At 71.6% G+C, this 14316-nt stretch carries 14 protein-coding genes and 1 tRNA gene; 10 read left to right on the forward strand and 5 right to left on the reverse strand.

What is annotated here, in order from left to right; all coding sequences use genetic code 11:
* Window positions 1-86 precede the first annotated feature (86 nt).
* On the forward strand, window positions 87-1352 hold the full coding sequence (locus CP983_RS34655) for a hypothetical protein (RefSeq protein WP_107909235.1): 1266 nt from the start codon (window positions 87-89) through the stop codon (window positions 1350-1352).
* A 13-nt stretch (window positions 1353-1365) separates the two neighbouring features.
* Here the strand turns inward: CP983_RS34655 and CP983_RS34660 are convergent.
* Window positions 1366-1453, reverse strand: a tRNA-Leu gene (locus CP983_RS34660).
* Window positions 1454-1642: 189 nt separating this feature from the next.
* On the opposite strand from CP983_RS34660, the gene CP983_RS34665 reads away from it, so the two are divergent.
* From CP983_RS34665 to CP983_RS34675, 3 genes are all read left to right on the forward strand, one after another.
* On the forward strand, window positions 1643-2968 hold the full coding sequence (locus CP983_RS34665; protein ID WP_107909236.1) for a M20/M25/M40 family metallo-hydrolase: 1326 nt from the start codon (window positions 1643-1645) through the stop codon (window positions 2966-2968).
* Between the two features lie 157 nt (window positions 2969-3125).
* Window positions 3126-3359, forward strand: a complete 234-nt coding sequence (chpH, locus tag CP983_RS34670; protein ID WP_030954008.1) for a chaplin ChpH — start codon at window positions 3126-3128, stop codon at window positions 3357-3359.
* A gap of 145 nt (window positions 3360-3504) precedes the next feature.
* A complete protein-coding gene (locus tag CP983_RS34675; protein ID WP_150504002.1) occupies window positions 3505-4407 on the forward strand; it encodes a chaplin in 903 nt (300 codons plus the stop codon).
* Window positions 4408-4502: 95 nt separating this feature from the next.
* Here CP983_RS34675 and CP983_RS34680 read toward each other — a convergent pair whose 3' ends face one another.
* Window positions 4503-4691 carry a DUF5703 family protein gene (locus tag CP983_RS34680; RefSeq protein ID WP_005485166.1) on the reverse strand — a complete coding sequence of 63 codons (189 nt, stop codon included), beginning with the start codon at window positions 4689-4691 and terminating at the stop codon, window positions 4503-4505.
* A gap of 47 nt (window positions 4692-4738) precedes the next feature.
* Here CP983_RS34680 and CP983_RS34685 point away from each other — a divergent pair, with 47 nt between their 5' ends.
* Entirely contained in the window at window positions 4739-5473 is a 735-nt protein-coding gene (locus CP983_RS34685; protein ID WP_150504004.1) for a hypothetical protein, read from the forward strand.
* Window positions 5474-5578: 105 nt separating this feature from the next.
* Here CP983_RS34685 and CP983_RS34690 read toward each other — a convergent pair whose 3' ends face one another.
* Together CP983_RS34690 and CP983_RS34695 are read right to left on the reverse strand one after the other, a co-directional pair.
* Window positions 5579-7816, reverse strand: coding sequence for a helix-hairpin-helix domain-containing protein (locus CP983_RS34690; RefSeq protein ID WP_150504006.1), 2238 nt, complete (start codon window positions 7814-7816; stop codon window positions 5579-5581).
* A complete protein-coding gene (locus tag CP983_RS34695; RefSeq protein ID WP_107909240.1) occupies window positions 7813-8796 on the reverse strand; it encodes an aldo/keto reductase in 984 nt (327 codons plus the stop codon). The genes CP983_RS34690 and CP983_RS34695 overlap by 4 nt, the downstream gene beginning before the upstream one ends.
* Window positions 8797-8981: 185 nt before the next feature.
* Here CP983_RS34695 and CP983_RS34700 point away from each other — a divergent pair, with 185 nt between their 5' ends.
* Complete coding sequence (locus CP983_RS34700) at window positions 8982-10037, forward strand: LLM class F420-dependent oxidoreductase (protein WP_125526221.1); 1056 nt, start codon at window positions 8982-8984, stop codon at window positions 10035-10037.
* 237 nt (window positions 10038-10274) lie between these two features.
* The gene (locus CP983_RS34705; RefSeq protein ID WP_150504008.1) at window positions 10275-11063 is read left to right on the forward strand and encodes a ferritin-like domain-containing protein; all 789 of its coding nucleotides are present in this window, start codon (window positions 10275-10277) and stop codon (window positions 11061-11063) included.
* A 3-nt stretch (window positions 11064-11066) separates the two neighbouring features.
* Here CP983_RS34705 and corA read toward each other — a convergent pair whose 3' ends face one another.
* Complete coding sequence (corA, locus tag CP983_RS34710) at window positions 11067-12065, reverse strand: magnesium/cobalt transporter CorA (RefSeq protein WP_107909243.1); 999 nt, start codon at window positions 12063-12065, stop codon at window positions 11067-11069.
* 62 nt (window positions 12066-12127) lie between these two features.
* Here corA and CP983_RS34715 point away from each other — a divergent pair, with 62 nt between their 5' ends.
* The 3 genes from CP983_RS34715 (at window position 12128) to CP983_RS34725 (ending at window position 14286) form a co-directional block, all read left to right on the forward strand.
* Window positions 12128-12814, forward strand: coding sequence for a histidine phosphatase family protein (locus CP983_RS34715; RefSeq protein WP_093745413.1), 687 nt, complete (start codon window positions 12128-12130; stop codon window positions 12812-12814).
* A gap of 99 nt (window positions 12815-12913) precedes the next feature.
* A complete protein-coding gene (locus CP983_RS34720) occupies window positions 12914-13504 on the forward strand; it encodes a DUF3090 domain-containing protein (protein ID WP_125526223.1) in 591 nt (196 codons plus the stop codon).
* Window positions 13468-14286, forward strand: coding sequence for an SCO1664 family protein (locus tag CP983_RS34725; protein WP_125526224.1), 819 nt, complete (start codon window positions 13468-13470; stop codon window positions 14284-14286). The genes CP983_RS34720 and CP983_RS34725 overlap by 37 nt, the downstream gene beginning before the upstream one ends.
* Window positions 14287-14316: the final 30 nt, after the last annotated feature.

The following is a 14316-nucleotide window of genomic DNA, read 5'->3' on the forward strand; positions in this document are numbered from 1 at the left end:
TCCCGGGATGCCGGGATCCCCGCGTTCGGCGGGAATGGACTTGAGCCGCGGCGGGTCGCGGCCGGTGTCCCGATGCCGGAGGGCGGATGACGAACCCACCACAGGGAAGTCGCGCGACCAAGATCCTGCGGAGCACGGCCTCGGCCGTACTGATCGTCCTCGCGTGCATCCTCGTCCCCGTCACCGTGATCACGGTGTGGGTGCACGACATCGCCCTCGACACCGACCGCTACGTCAAGACGATGAAGCCGCTCGCCACCGACCGCGACATCGAGGACGCCGTGCGCCACCGGCTCGTCGACGCGGTGGACGTCCGTGTGGACGGCAAGCAGGTCACCTCCGACATCTCCGACTGGCTGAAGTCGCAGGGCCTGCCGCCCCGCGCTGCCGACGCCGTCAAGGCACTGGCCCCGCAGGTGGACGAGGCCGTGAACGCCGCCGCGGACCGGGTGGCGAAGCGCTTCGTCGAGAGCGACCGGTTCGAGAAGCTGTGGGTCACGGCGAACCGGACCGCCCACTCGGCCGTGGTGCACGCCCTCACGGGCAAGGGCCGCGGGGCCATCGGCGTCGAGGAGGGCACCGTCACCCTCGACGTCGGAACCGCCGTGGAGCAGGTCAAGAAGGACTTGGTGAACGCCGGTATCCAGCCGGCTTCCAAGATCCCGGCCGTCGAGAAACAGGTGGTCCTGTTCAAGTCCGACAAGCTCGACCAGTTCCAGGACGGGGCGCGCGCGCTGGACCTGGCCGGCTACTGGATGCCGGTGATCACCGTGCTGCTCGGGGCGGTGGGCGTCCTGCTGGCCCGACGGCGACGCCGCGCCCTGGCGAAGGCGGCCCTGGGAGCGGCCTTCGGCTGTCTCGTCGTGGCCATCGCACTCGTCATCGCCCGCCACTACTACCTGGACCATCTGCCGCCGACCGTCCTGTCCGAGCCGGCCGCCGCCTCCGTCTTCGACACCCTGCTGCGCTTCCTGAAGGTCACCCTGCGGACCGTGATCGTGCTGGGTGTGGTGGTCGCCCTCGGCGCCTACTTCGTCGGTCCCGGGCGGCTGCCGCGCGCGGTGCGCGGCTGGGCCGAGCAGGGCGCGGACACCACGGCGGGATGGGCGGGCTCGCACGGCGTCACCACGGGCCGCGTCGGCACCTGGACCGAGGCCAACCGCAAGTGGCTCACCGTCGGCGTCCTGCTGCTGATCACGCTGGTGTTCGCGCTGTGGAACAACCCCACGGTCCTCACGGTCGTGGTGCTGGTGATCATCCTGCTCGCGGCGCTGGCGGTGATCGCCCTGCTCGCGGCCGACGGCCGCGGCAACGCGGGGAGAACCCCGGAAAAGCAAGAAACCCCTGGTTGACAGGGGTTTCAGCTGGTGTCCGAGGGGGGACTTGAACCCCCACGCCCGATAAAGGGCACTAGCACCTCAAGCTAGCGCGTCTGCCATTCCGCCACCCGGACAAGGTGTCTGTCGTGCGGGATTTCCCCCGCGGCGACAGAGGAAACATTACCAGGCTTTCGAGGGGTGCCCGATCACCCCCCGTCGCGACGTGAACGGCGTGTGACGGGTCGCGGCCGGTCTTGGGCAGGGCCGTGGTCGGGGGGAGGATGAGGGGGACCACCAGCAGCGACCGCGCGGAAGGAAGCAGCGTGAGCGACACGGACACGGCCAGGGGCGTCACCGGCGAGGACGAGGTCGTGGACCTCTGCCGCGAGCTGATCCAGATCGACACCAGCAACTACGGCGACCACTCGGGACCCGGAGAGCGCAAGGCGGCCGAGTACGTCGCCGAGAAGCTCGCCGAGGTGGGCCTCGAACCGCAGATCTTCGAGTCGCACCCGGGGCGCGCCTCCACGGTGGCCCGCATCCAGGGCGAGGACCCCTCCAGGCCCGCACTGCTGATCCACGGCCACACCGACGTCGTACCGGCCAACGCCGACGACTGGACCCACCACCCCTTCTCCGGCGAGGTCACCGACGGGTGCGTGTGGGGACGTGGCGCCGTCGACATGAAGGACATGGACGCGATGACCCTGGCGGTCGTCCGTGACCGGCTGCGCAGCGGTCGCAGGCCCCCGCGGGACATCGTCCTCGCGTTCCTCGCCGACGAGGAGGCAGGCGGCAAGTTCGGCGCCCGCTTCCTGGTCGACAAGCACCCGGACCTCTTCGAGGGTGTCACCGAGGCGATCAGCGAGGTGGGCGGCTTCTCGTTCACGGTGAGCGAGCAGCGGCGGCTCTATCTGATCCAGACGGCCGAGAAGGGCATGCACTGGATGAAGCTGACCGTGGCCGGCACCGCCGGGCACGGCTCGATGATCCACCGGGACAACGCGATCACCGAACTGTCGGAGGCGGTCGCGCGCCTGGGCCGCCACAAGTTCCCGGTGCGGGTCACCAAGACCACCCGGGCCTTCCTCGACGAGCTCGGCGACGCCCTCGGCACCGAGCTGGACCCGGAGAACATGGAGGGCACCCTCGCCAAGCTCGGCGGCATCGCCAAGCTCATCGGCGCGACCCTCAGCAACACGGCCAACCCCACCCAGCTCGGCGCCGGCTACAAGGTCAACGTCATCCCCGGCGAGGCCACCGCCCATGTCGACGGCCGCTTCCTGCCCGGCTTCGAGGAGGAGTTCCTCGCCGACCTCGACAAGATCCTCGGCCCCAACGTCAGGCGCGAGGACGTGCACTCCGACAAGGCCGTCGAGACGAGCTTCGACGGGGCCCTCGTGGACGCCATGCAGTCCGCGCTGGTCGCCGAGGACCCGGCCGCGAAGGCGATCCCCTACATGCTCTCCGGCGGTACGGACGCCAAGTCCTTCGACGACCTCGGCATCCGGGGCTTCGGCTTCGCCCCGCTGAAGCTGCCGCCCGAGCTGGACTTCGCGGGCATGTTCCACGGCGTCGACGAGCGGGTGCCCGTGGACGGGCTGAAATTCGGGGTCCGTGTACTCGACAGGTTCATCGACGCGTCCTGAAAGGGACGGCCGTTACAACCATCCAGTAATCGTCCAGACGTACTGGCCGTGACTGGCGAGAGTGAACCCGCTCATAGGGTCGTAGCCCTATTAGTTCCTCCTCGTTACAGGTGATGCGATCAGCTACTTGAGATCGCATTGCCAACAAGGAGGAATAATGATCAAGAAGGTCGTCGCCGCTGCGGCTGCCACCGGTGGGCTGGTTCTCGCGGGCGCGGGCCTGGCCGTCGCCGACTCGGGTGCCCAGGGTGCCGCGGTGCACTCCCCGGGTGTCCTGTCCGGCAACGTGGTCCAGGTTCCGGTTCACGTCCCCGTGAACGTCTGCGGCAACACGATCTCGGTGATCGGGCTGCTGAACCCCGCCTTCGGCAACACCTGCATCAACAAGTGACGTTGTGCCTCGCCCCGTGATTCGGGGCTGAGCCCGTCGGCCCCGGAGCGCGCGCCATGCGCTCCGGGGCCGACCGGCCTTTCGGACGTCGGTCGAATTCCGACGTCGTCCTCTCGGAACAACGTCGAAGGCAGGTAATCAGCAAATGCGACAGGTCACCCGCAAGGGCCTGATGACCGTGGCGGCCGCGACCGGCGTCATCGCCGCAGCGGGCGGCACGGCCCACGCGACCGGCGCGGGAGCGCACGGCTCCAGCGTGAGTTCGCCCGGCGTGCTGTCGGGCAACACGGTGCAGGTACCGGTGGACGTGCCGGTCAACGTCTGCGGCAACACCGTGAACGTCGTCGGCGTGCTCAACCCGGCGGTCGGCAACAAGTGCGCCAACGGGGGAGGCCACGGCGGCTCCAACGGCGGTGGTCATGGTGGTGGGGGCTCGTCCTCCGACGGTCACGCCAGTGACTCGCCCGGCGTCGGCTCCGGCAACCACGTCGAGGTGCCGGTCCATGTACCGGTCAACGTGTGCGGCAACAGCGTCGACGTCATCGGCATCGGCAACCCCAGCGCGGACAACGACTGCGGCAACGGCGGCGGTCACAACTCGCCGGGCGAGCCGGGCAACCCCGGAAACCCGGGCAACCCCGGGAACCCCGGCAATCCGGGGAACCCCGGTAACCCGGGAGAGCCCGGAAATCCGGGAGAGCCGGGGAATCCGGGGGAGCCCGGTAACCCTGGAAATCCCGGTGAGCCCGGCAACCCCGGTAACCCCGGGAACCCCGGAAACCCGGGCAATCCGGGGAACCCCGGTAACCCGGGGGAGCCGAACCAGCCCGGTACCCCGAGCACGCCGCCCGGAACCGGCGGCGAGACCCCGGGCGGTGGCCCCTCGAACCCGAATCAGCCGGGCGCGCACTTCGTCACCCAGCCCGGGGGCGACGCGGAGCTCGCCCAGACCGGCAGCGACCTGCCGCTGGGCCTCGTCCTCCCGGTGGGCGCGGGCGCGCTGCTGGCGGGCGCGGTGCTGTACCGCAAGGCACGGCCGTCGCAGTAGGGCGGCCCGCCAGGAGGCTCTGACCTCCGGTACGAACGGAGCGGGCCCCGCCTCGGCGGGGCCCGCTCCATATGTTTCCTGTCCGGCGCCCTAACTCACCACGTGGCCCGCACCTGCCGGATGATCCGGCGGCGCAACCGCACCCGGCGGCTTCCGTCCCGCAGCAGGCTCAGGCGGTCCAACTCCCAGTGTCCGTACTCGGCATGGTCCGTCAACAGGCGCGTGGCGTCCTTGCGGGAGACCCCGCGAGGTACGTACACGTCGACAAATTCGTATTCCGGCATCGCATCTATTGTGCGGGCTGGGGCCCGGTACGGATAGCGTCTGCACTATGTCTGATGCTGTGCAGCCCACCGCTGCCGAGGTACGCGCCGCCGCCGAGGCGGTCAAGACCGCGCTCGACCGCCATCTGGCCGCGGTCGAAGGCCGGTCGGGGGAGGACGACCCGGCCGTCTACGAGGCGTTCAACCAGCTGGCCGCGGCCGCCGAGGCCTACGACGAGCTGCTCTACGACCGCTACGACGAGGTCACACCCTTCGAGATCCCCGGTACGGAGGACGCGCTGCCGCCGTACACGGGCCCCGAGGAACCGAACGCGCTGAGCGTGCTGATCCGCCGCGACTACGCCGTGGCGGAGCCGCAGCGGCTGCTGGCACAGGCCCAGCGGGTCGAGGCGGCGGACTACGACGAAGGTGCGGACGGCGAGGCCTCCGGCACGGTGCACGGGGCGCTGGGCATCCTGTTCGGCGAGTTCGAGCCGGACGAGATCGCCTCCCGGCACAAGGAGTTCGGCCTGGAGGAGGGTGACTCGACGCTCTGGGTGACCGCGGCGGACGACCAGACCGATCCCGGCGAATGGCTGGAGGCGCCCTTCGAGGGGGTCGACCCGCAGCGGGTGGTCTGCCGCTTCGACGTCAGCACGGTGTTCGACGACGACCTCGACGACGAGGACAGAGCCGGCGGCACCCGCAGGCGGCTCCCGGTGGACTCCGAAGGGGACATCGAGGACGAGCTCGACACCGACCTCGACGAGGACGACCTCGAACCCATGGACGCGGATCGCTGATCCACGGCTGAGGCTGCCCGGGCGGCGGCGGTCACGGAGCCGATGCTTCCGTGACCGCCGCCGTCGCGCGTCGGGGGCGCCGGACGCCGTCGCGCCCGGCGGGGGTCAGCCGGCCGCCGGCGGCTGAGGTGCCAGCAGCGCCGGCAGGCGGGTCGTGCGCGGCTTGGCCGGGATCTCGGCGACCGCCCGGGCGAGAGCCTGCTCGACGCCGTGGACCACGGACAGATGACGGTCGGCCCGGCTGAAGGCCGTGTAGACCCACGGGCGGCTCAGGGCCTGGGCCGCGTCACCGGGCAGGACCACGACGACCGCGGGCCAGCGGGCGCCCGCCGCCTGGTGGGCGGTCAGCGCCCAGCCGTGCCGCAGCGACTGCTCCACCCGCTGCTTCGGTACGACCACGGCCTCGCCGGCGCAGGACAGGTGCAGCCCCTCGGCGTCGGCCTTCACCACCTGGCCCGGCACCGTACGGCCCGGCGCGGGGGAGTACGCGATGCGGTCACCGGGGTCGAACCCGCCGAAGCGCCCGGGGCCCGGGTTGAGCCGCTCCTTGAGCGCGGCGTTCAGCGCGCGGGTGCCGGCCGCGCCGCCGTGGCCCGGCGTGATCACCTGGGTCTGCTCCGCCGGGACACCGATCGCCCGCGGCACCGAGTCCGCGACGAGCTGCACGGTGCGGTGCACGGCCTCGCCCGCGTCCCGCACCGGCACGATCACGACCTCCTTGGCGGGCGCCTCGACCTGGTTCAGCTCACCGATGCCGACACCGGACACCAGCTCGCCGAGCGGGCCGGGATCCGGCCGGCGCGAGGCGATCTGCGGGCAGATCCGCGCCGCCAGCAGATCGGCGAACACCCGCCCGGGCCCCGCCGACCACAGCACCCCGGGATCCCCGGCGAGCACCAGCCGGGCCCCGTCCGGCAGCGACTCCGTGAGCAGCGCGGCCGTCTCGACGTCCAGCTGGGGTGCGTCGAGCAGGACGAGCAGGTCGAGGTCGAACGCCCCGTCCGCGTCCCTTCCGGGCCCCTCGCCGGACAGCAGCCCGGCCATGGTGGTGACGCTGGGCGACACGGCCCCGGTCCCAGTGGCGTCGCCGGGCAACTCGGCTGCGGTCCCAGTGGCGTCGCCGGGCTCGCTCAGCAGCGCCGAGAAGCGCTCCTTGCCCTGCGGGCCCGCTGTGGCCGCCCAGGCGCGCAGTCCGAGGGCCCGCGCGGCACGCAGCAGCGCCGCCGGTTCGGCGCGGGACGCCTCCCCACCGGTGTGCAGGACCAGGCCGTGGCCCGCGACCGCCCGGACCAGGTCGGCGGCGGAACCCGCGCCGCCCGCCTCCCGCTCCCAGTCCTCGGCCGAACCGTCCTGCTTGGGCGCCGAGTTGATCAGGCGGCCCAGTCCGTCGGCGAGGCTCTCCTCCGCCAGGGCGTACCGCTCCAGGCCGACGAGGACACGGACCGGCCGCTCCTCGCCCTCCTCCGCCTCCTCGTCCCGCCGGGCCGGGGCGCCGGGCTCGTCCAGGGCGTCCTGGAAGGCCAACGCCTCACCTTCGGCGAGGGTGTTCTGCACGGCCGCATCGGCGTCCGGCACGCCCCGCTGGGCCAGCGCGGCGGTGAGCGCCGGCAACTCCAGGGCCGTGTGCCCGGCCAGAGCCGCCTGCTCCAGGAGCCAGACGGTGACCGCGCGGCCGCGCCGCTCGTCGTCCGGTCCGGCCTCCGCGCCGAGCAGCGCCCGCGCGAACCCGTCGGCCTGCTCGGGCCGTACACCGGCGATACGCAGCAACTGCCAGGGGTCCGCCCGAAGCTGGTCCGCGGCGCCCTCGCCGAGCGCGGCGGCGACCTGCGCGGCCAGCGCCTCCGGGGCGCCGCCCTCGGTCAGCAAGGCTCGCACGGACTCCACGGTCTCCGACGCGGGGGCCGCGGGCGCGGCGGACCCGGGTGCGGGCTCCGGTCGGCGGGCCGGCTCCGCAGCGGGGCGCCGCGGCGGCTCAGGCTCGCTGAAGACGGTCGCCGTGGGCTTCGCACCGCTCTCCACGGCCCGTACGGCGGCGAGGAGATCGGCGGCCTGCCCGCTGAGCTTGGCCCCGCTGTCGACGGGCGCCGCCCGCTCGGCCTTGCGCCGCGCGATCCGCTCCCGCTCGACCCGCTGGGCCGCGAGCTCGGCCTCGGCCTCCGACTGCTGCGCCGCACCCTCGGAGGCTTCGCCATCGCCGCCGTCCGACTCGGCCCCGGTGACGTCCTCGCCGTCGGTGGACGTGCCGTCCGCGCCGTCGCCTCCCGACCCCGAAGCGGCGGCCCCGTCCTGGGCGGCGGCCCCCGGCTCCGAGTTCTCCGTGGTCTCGGGTGGCTCCGTGCTCACAGCGTGCTCCAGTCGTGATCGGGATAGCGGTGCACGGGCGCCGACACGTCGTCGAGCGCCCGGCAGATCTCGTCAGGAAGACTAAGGGCCTCCACTGACAACGCCGCTGTGAGCTGCTGGGCGTTGCGCGCGCCTATCACGGGAGCGGTCACGCCGGGCCGGTCGCGGACCCAGGCGAGGGCGACCTGGAGCGGGGAGACGGCCAGCCCGTCGGCCGCCGTCTGCACGGCGTCGACGATCCGGCTGGCCGTGTCGTCGAGGTACGGCGCGACGAACGGCGCCAGATGCTCCGAGGCGCCGCGCGAGTCCGCAGGAGTCGCGTTGCGGTACTTGCCGGTCAGCACGCCCCGGCCGAGCGGGGACGAGGGCAGCATGCCGATGCCGAGGTCGAGCGCGGCCGGCAGCACCTCCCGTTCCACACCGCGCTGGAGCAGTGAGTACTCCAGCTGTGTGCTCGCCAGCCGGGTGCGCGTGCCGGGCGCCGCGAGCTGCCATGTCGCGGCCTTGGCAAGCTGCCAGCCGCAGAAGTTGGAGACCCCGGCATAGCGCACCCGACCGCTGCTGACAGCGAGGTCGAGCGTCTGGAGGGTCTCCTCCAGCGGGGTGTACGGGTCGAAGGCGTGGATGTGCCAGACGTCGACGTGGTCCGTGCCGAGCCGGGCCAGTGAGGCGTCCAGCGCGGAGAGCAGATGGCCGCGCGAGCCGTCGAAGCGGCGGTCGGGGTCGGGCACGCTGCCCGCCTTCGTCGAGATGACCAGGTCCCGCCGCGGGATCAGCCCTTCCATCAGCCGCCCGAGCAGATACTCGGCCTCCCCGTCGCCGTACACGTCGGCCGTGTCGACGAGGGTGCCGCCCGCCTCCCAGAACGTCTTCAAGAGGTCCGCGGCGTCGTGCTCGTCGGTGTCCCTGCCCCAGGTGAGGGTGCCGAGCCCGATCCGGGACACGCGCAGGCCGGTGCGGCCGAGATGCCTCTGCTCCATGAACGCCGAGATTACTGGCCAGAACCTGCCATGTGGGGGCCTGTGGATAACCAGTTTTCCGGACCGTCACCAGGGATGGGCGGGGGCAGTCGGGCGACGCCCGCCACATCGGCCTCCCCGTGAGTGGCCCCCCGCGCTAAGGTCTGGCCCACAAGGGACGTTACTGATCGGTAAGGGGATCGGCCATGCAGCTCGGGATCAACCTCGGCTACTGGGGTGCCGGAATGGACGCGGACAATCTCGCCGTCGCGCAGGAGGCCGACCGGCTGGGCTACGCCGTGTGCTGGGCCGCCGAGGCGTACGGGTCGGACGCGGCCACCGTGCTCAGCTGGGTCGCCGCCCAGACCGAGCGCATCGACGTCGGCTCCGCCATCTTCCAGATCCCGGCCCGCCAGCCCGCGATGACCGCGATGACGGCCGCGACCCTCGACTCCCTGTCCGGTGGCCGTTTCCGGCTCGGCCTCGGCGTCTCCGGACCGCAGGTCTCCGAGGGCTGGTACGGCGTCAAGTTCGACAAGCCGCTGGCACGCACGCGTGAGTACGTCGAGATCGTCCGCAAGGCCATGACCCGCGAGCGCCTGACCTACGAAGGCCGGCACTGGACGCTGCCGCTGCCCGGCGGCCCGGGCAAGCCGATCAAGCTGACCGTGCACCCGCAGCGCGAGCACATCCCGCTGTACATCGCCGCCATCGGCCCGAAGAACCTGGAGCAGACCGGCGAGATCGCCGACGGCGCACTGGTGATCTTCCCCTCCGCCGACCACCTGGAGGACACCACCGTCAAGCACCTGCGCGCCGGGCGCGAGAAGGCCGGCAAGAGCCTCGACGGGTTCGACATCTGCCCGACCCTGCCGCTCGCCGTCGGCGACGACAAGGACGTGGCCACGCTCGCCGACACCTTCCGCCCCTACACCGCGCTGTACGTCGGCGGCATGGGCAGCCCCAAGCAGAACTTCTACAACCAGCTCGCCCAGCGCATGGGGTACGAGAAGGAAGCCGCCGAGATCCAGACCAAGTACCTCTCCGGCGACAAGCAGGGCGCCGCGGCCGCCGTACCGCACGACCTGATCGACCAGACCACGCTGCTCGGCTCCGTCGACCGGATCGCGGACCGGATGAAGGCCTACGCCGCCGCCGGGGTCACCACCCTGTCCCTCGCGCCGGCCGGCTTCACGCTCGACGAGCGGCTCGCCTCCCTGCGCGCCGGCACCGAGGCCCTGGAGCGTGCCGGACTGGCGTGACGCGAGGGCCGTACGGGCCGGGGAAGTTCTGCGGCCGTGGTGGGGGCTCGGGGGTCTTCCCCGCCACGGCCGTCACGCAGAACAACGCGCGCGTGCCCACCCGGTTACGCCCCCGTCGTGACCCCGATGGTCATTCTTTTGGCGGAGTTGTCCGACTCAGCTGTTGCAGCGGCTCTCTCACCGCATTTGACTCGTTCTTTGCGGAATCCTGCGGCGTCCTGAGAGAGGTGCCCCACGATGCTTTCGGCCAAGAGTCTGTTCCAGGAGATCCTCGACAACGACGATTCCTTCCGGCTGTTCTGCTCGATCGCCGCCAGCGGCGAGTCCCAGGGCGGCTGGGAGAACGCGCGCATCGCCGCGCTCGTGCCCGACAGCGAGCGCGCCATGGCGCCCAAGATCACCCGGCACGGCGCGGACGAGGACAAGCACGGGCGGATCTTCAACGCCCTGCTGAAGAAGCGCGGGCTCGACCCCGTCCCCGTCCCGCCCGAGACCGATTACACGATGCTGCTCGAGAAGCACGGCATCGGCCTCGCCCACGACAAGCTGAAGGCCGACAGGTCGCTCACGGTCGACGACATCATCACCTACCTCGCGCACAGCCGGGTCACCGAACAGCGCGCCTCGGAACAGATGATCATGCTCCACAAGTACTTCGCCGACGACCCCGTGATCGGCAAGGCCGTCCGGATGATCTCCAACGACGAGGACAACCACCTCGCCTACACGCACGAGGAACTCCTGCGCTTCGCGGCCGCCGGCCACGGCCGGCAGATCCAGGCCACCCTGCGCGAGTGCGCCCTCGCCGAGATCCGGGTCTACCGGGACGTCAGCCTCGCGGTCATGGACCACATGGGACGCGTCCTCGGCTGGCCCCGGGCCAAGGCCGCCGCGCTCGCCGCCGGCATCCACGCCGTGTACGCCTGGGAGCGGCTCGCGGGCTGGCGGCGCATGGTGTCCCTGGCGATGCCGGAACGCCGCGACGCACTCGGCGGACCCGCCACCTCGGCACCCGAGTTCGCCTGACCGCTACAACCAGCCCCGGCGTTTGAACAGCCGGTACAGCAGCACCTCGACGGCGGCCATGGCCAGGATCAGCACCGGATAGGAACCGGTCCAGTGCAGCTCCGGCATGTGCTCGAAGTTCATGCCGTAGATCCCCGCGATCATCGTGGGGACCGCGGCCATGGCCGCCCACGCGGAGATCTTCCGCATGTCGTCGTTCTGCCGGACGCTCATCTGCGCCAGATGCGCCGACAGGACGTCCGACACCAGCCGGTCCAGGCCCTCCACGGCCTCGTTCACGCGCGTGAGGTGGTCGCTCACGTCGCGGAAGAAGGGCTGCGCCTTGTCGTGCACGAACGGCACACGCGCGCCGATCAGGCCCGTGCCCGCGAGCCGGGACACCGGCTGCGCGAGCGGGCCGGTGGCCCTGCGGAACTCCATGATCTGCCGCTTGAAGGCGTAGATGCGCGAGGCCGTGTGCCGGGAGCCGCCGGCGGTCGGCGAGAACACCTCCGCCTCCAGCTCCGCCAGGTCGGTGCCCAACTCGCCCGCCACCTCCACGTAGTGGTCGACCACCGCGTCCGCGATCGTGTAGAGCACCGCCGTGGGACCGTGCCGCAGCATCTCCGGCTCGTGCTCCAGACGTTCCCGGACGACCCCCAGCGGCGCCTCCTCGCCGTGCCGGACGGTCACCACGAACGAGTCGCCGATGAAGACCATGACCTCGCCGGAGGAGACGATGTCGCTCTTCGGCTCGTAGCCGACCGGCTTGAGGACCATGAACAGCGAGTCGTCGTACACCTCCAGCTTGGGCCGCTGGTGCGCGTTCAGGGCGTCCTCCACAGCCAGCGGATGCAGCCCGAACTCCTCGGTGACCTTGTCGAACTCCGTCTCCGTCGGCTCGTACAGACCGATCCAGACGAACGCGTCGTCCTGAAGGCGGCACAGATCCAGGGCGTCGGAGAAGTCCGCGGGCCCCTCCGTCCGGCGCCCGTCCCGGTAGATGGCGCAGTCGACGATCACGGAGCGTATTCTCCCGCCCTCCGCCCGCTGACGCACCCCGTCGTGCGCCTACGCTGGGCGGCATGCCCACGCTGATCCTGGTCCGGCACGGACGTTCCACCGCCAACACCGAGGGAGTGCTCGCCGGGTGGACACCCGGCGTCGCCCTCGACGAGCGCGGCGGCGAGCAGGCCGCCGCACTGCCCGCCCGGCTCGCAGCCCTGCCGATCTCCGAGGTCGTCACCAGCCCGCTGCAGCGCTGCCAGGAGACGATCCGGCCGCTGCTGGAGGCCCGGCCCGGACTTACCGCGCACACCGAGGAGCGGATCGGGGAGTGCCACTACGGCGACTGGTCCGGCCGCAAGCTCGCCGACCTCAAGGACGAGCCGCTGATGGAGGTCGTGCAGGCCCATCCGTCGGCGGCGGCGTTCCCCGGCGGGGAGTCGATGCGGGCCATGGCGACCCGGGCCGCGGAGGCGGTACGGGAGTGGAACGCGCGCGTGGAGCGCGATCACGGTGCCGACGCCGTGTACGTGATGTGCTCGCACGGCGACATCATCAAGTCCCTCGTGGCGGACGCACTCGGTCTTCATCTCGACCTCTTCCAGAGGATCTCCGTTGAACCGTGTTCCATCACCGCGATCCGTTACACACGCCTGAGGCCGTTCCTCGTACGTCTAGGGGACACCGGGGACTTCGCGTCCCTCGCCCCGCGCGAGGAGCCGCCGGCCGGTGACGCGACGGTCGGGGGCGGCGCGGGCGCACCGTGATCGTCGGGCGCAGTAGGGTGAAGCGGTCGAAGCAGCGCCGCACTCACGAGTCGTCGCACTCACGATTCGCCGTACCCACGATTCCAATGGAGACAGGACGTGTCCCGTCAGGTGTTCCTCTACGACCCCCCGGACCGCTTCGTGGCCGGCACGGTAGGACTGCCCGGACGCCGTACGTTCTTCCTCCAGGCCGTCGCCGGCTCCCGCGTGACCAGCGTGGCCCTGGAGAAGACCCAGGTCGCCGCACTCGCCGAGCGCATGGACGAACTGCTCGACGAGGTCGTACGGCGTAGTGGCGGAAGCGCAGCCGTCCCCGCCATGACGCCCAGCGAGGTCGCCGACACCGGCCCGCTGGACACCCCCATCGAGGAGGAGTTCCGCGTCGGCACCATGGCTCTTGCCTGGGACGGCGAGGAACAGCGCATGATCGTCGAGGCGCAGGCCCTCGTGGAGCTCGACGCCGACTCCGAGGAGGACCTCGCCGAGGCCGAGGAGCGGCTGCTCCAGGACGAGGAGAACGGTCCCCCGATGCTGCGGGTCCGGCTCACCGGCGCGCAGGCGAGGGCTTTCGCCAAGCGTGCCCTGGACGTCGTCAACGCCGGGCGGCCGCCGTGTCCGCTGTGCAGCCTCCCGCTCGACCCGGAAGGACACGTATGTCCGCGCCAGAACGGATACCGCCGCGGAGCGTGACCTCGGTGGAGCTGCTCACCCGGGGTGAGCTGACGGTGCGCGGACGTATCCGCGAGGCGTCCAACGCCGCCCTGTACTGCACCGTCGCGCACGAGGGCCGTGAGGCCACCTGCGTCTACAAGCCGGTCGCCGGTGAGCGGCCGCTGTGGGACTTCCCCGACGGCACCCTCGCCGGGCGCGAGGTCGCCGCGTACGAGATCTCCGAGGCGACCGGCTGGGGTCTCGTACCGCCCACCGTGCTGCGCGACGGGCCGTACGGCGAGGGCATGTGCCAGCTGTGGATCGACGTGACCCCCGAGGCCGAGCTGCTCGCGCTGGTGGACGGCGAGGAACCCGAACCGGGCTGGAAGGCGGTCGCCTTCGCCGAGGTCGGCGACGGGAAGACCGCGCTGCTGGTGCACGCCGACGACGAGCGGCTGCGGCGCCTCGCCGTGCTGGACGCCGTGATCAACAACGCCGACCGCAAGGGCGGCCATCTGCTGCCCACCGAGGACGGGCGGCTCTACGGCATCGATCACGGCGTCACCTTCAACGCCGAGAACAAGCTGCGGACGCTGCTCTGGGGCTGGGCGGGGGAGCCGCTCACCCAGGAGGCCGTCGAGGTCCTCGGGACGCTGCGGGAGGGCCTGAAGGAGGGCGGCGAGCTGGCCGTACGGCTGGCCGGGCTGATCACCGGCGCCGAGGTGGACGCCACGCGCGCGCGTGTGGACGCCCTGCTCGCCTCCGGCAGGCACCCGGAGCCGAGCGGGGAGTGGCCTGCCATTCCGTGGCCGCCGGTCTAGCCGCACCCACGGACACGACTGCGACCCAGG

The organism is Streptomyces chartreusis (genome assembly GCF_008704715.1).
GTDB classification, from domain to species: domain Bacteria; phylum Actinomycetota; class Actinomycetes; order Streptomycetales; family Streptomycetaceae; genus Streptomyces; species Streptomyces chartreusis.